The organism is Borrelia persica No12, from assembly GCF_000500045.1.
Taxonomy (GTDB): Bacteria; Spirochaetota; Spirochaetia; order Borreliales; family Borreliaceae; genus Borrelia; species Borrelia persica.
Genome location: NZ_AYOT01000168.1, coordinates 1 through 1,968, shown reverse-complemented (window position 1 = coordinate 1,968; position 1,968 = coordinate 1). Strand labels below are relative to the sequence as shown.

Annotated in this window: 3 protein-coding genes; 2 read left to right on the top strand and 1 reads right to left on the bottom strand. The window is 26.0% G+C overall.

Annotation, left to right across the window (positions count from 1 at the left end):
• The first annotated feature begins 24 nt into the window (after positions 1-24).
• A complete protein-coding gene (locus U881_RS0105875; RefSeq protein WP_038363823.1) occupies positions 25-858 on the top strand; it encodes a complement regulator-acquiring protein in 834 nt (277 codons plus the stop codon).
• 94 nt (positions 859-952) lie between these two features.
• Positions 953-1,150, top strand: coding sequence for a hypothetical protein (locus U881_RS0105870; RefSeq protein ID WP_024653635.1), 198 nt, complete (start codon positions 953-955; stop codon positions 1,148-1,150).
• 159 nt (positions 1,151-1,309) lie between these two features.
• Here the strand turns inward: U881_RS0105870 and U881_RS12305 are convergent, their stop codons facing one another.
• Complete coding sequence (locus U881_RS12305) at positions 1,310-1,492, bottom strand: hypothetical protein (protein ID WP_152520689.1); 183 nt, start codon at positions 1,490-1,492, stop codon at positions 1,310-1,312.
• Between the last annotated feature and the right edge of the window lie 476 nt (positions 1,493-1,968).

The window sequence follows — 1,968 nt, the reverse complement described above, 5'->3', positions numbered from 1 at the left end:
TTAATTTTAAGAAGGAGAATATTTGTGAGAAAAAATTTATTTATATTATTAATTTTAGGATTAGTATCTTGTGAGCTAGATTCTCAATTGTCTGGGAATAAAGAGAAGAGCAAAGATCCTTTCAATGCAATTGTCAATGGTATTCAAGGTGATGAAGCAAGAAAAGAAGATGTTGTTGATAAAGTTGTTGTTAACAAAGTAGTAAGAAGAGATTCTGTAATAAAAGATGAGAAAGGTGAATTAATATCTGAGCTTATCAATGATGTTGATAATGTTATGGGATTAGTAAGTGAAGATAAAGCTGAGGTTGAGGATGAAAGTCAATATGGTATGAAGGATGAAGTGTTTAAATCATTGTTAGATGATGTTAATAATAAGACATTAAATCATGATGATAATAAGGAAGTAAGACGATTATTTTATTCCTCTTTGTTATACAATAAAGAGAGAATAAGAGATTTTGCAGAAATTCTTAAAAAATTAAAGTCAGATAATACAAATGAGAATAAATTGCTGGTAGATATAGTGAATGCTGCAGTGACACATCTCCAATTTACTTTTGAGAGAGTAATTAATAAAATAGAAGAGAATAGAGATGAACTTGATAAATTAAGTCTTATTGATTTAAGAGAAATTAAATCCAAGCTTGAGGAAATTCAATTACAAAAATTAGGTTGGAGGAAAGCTGTGAATAGTCTTATTGCGTCTTATAAAGCTAAGATAGATGGAATTGATTCTGATAGTAAGAAATTGATAGAGTATATTGAGAAAAAGTATCAAGATCTTATTAAAGTTAAAATTCCTGCGATGAAATTAATATCTGATAGGATTATATCTATTCTAGATACAATTCAGTGATTTATTATAATCATTTAAAATACAAAGGAAGGTAGATTAATAATAGTCTATCTTCCTATATTTTGTTTGTAGAAATGTATTTAGGTGAGGTGGTTTGGTAGAAAAAAATCATTTAATATATCAATTGATAAGATATATGAGAATTATACATTTCTTTCAAAAAAAACAAACTCAAATATATTCTATACGTCTTTATAGTGTTACTAAAGCTAAAGCTATAGGAGAGGCTAAAGAGTTTGCAAAAGAGAAACTTGAGAAAGATCTGAAGACCCTATTAATTACATTCACGTGAGTGCAAAGACTGCAACAAATTTTGTATACGCAAGCGAAGTATATACAAGAAGCAGATTAAATGATATTGAAACAGAAGTAAAAATTTTAATTGCAAAGAGCAAAGGACAATTTAACTCATATGAAGAAGCATATAAAACAATAGTAAGGTCAGTCTTATTTATTTATTGAGATGTGTGAGAGGAATACCAGTTGACATGATAATTTCTATTAATTTATATTTAATGTTTTCAGATTGTATAAGATGGGTTCCAAGTAAAATAAATTCATCAGGATTAATATTTAAGTTGGTATTATCTGATCTTTTTTTTATGAAAAAATTCAGTCTAAACATTTTAAACATTACTAAAATTATATATCCTAAAGTAAAAAAAACAAAATTATTTATAAATTCTGTAAAAGATATATTTGTGTTTCTTTTATGGGAGGTATTGGTTTTTTTGTGGGTAGTTTTTGCAATGGAGATTCTATTTGGTTTTTTTATAGGAGATATAGGTTTCTTTTATAGGAGGCTAATGATATAAGTAAACTCTTAGACGACTCTCGAAACATGGTACTTAGTATTATGAGAGATTCATATAAATATGATGAAAAATTGTTATTAGAATTGGAAAAAAAATTCAAGAAGTAAAAAGCTTTTTAGAAAAGTTTTTTCATAAAAATAAAAAATAAAATAAAAATATATTAATGATTTTTTAATGAAATAGAATAGGTTATTACGTTAGTAGTAGTCTATCTATTTCTATTTTGTTGTTGCCAATCTGTACTAATAACAAATAAACTAGTTTATTTGTTATTAGTACAGATTGGCAACAACAA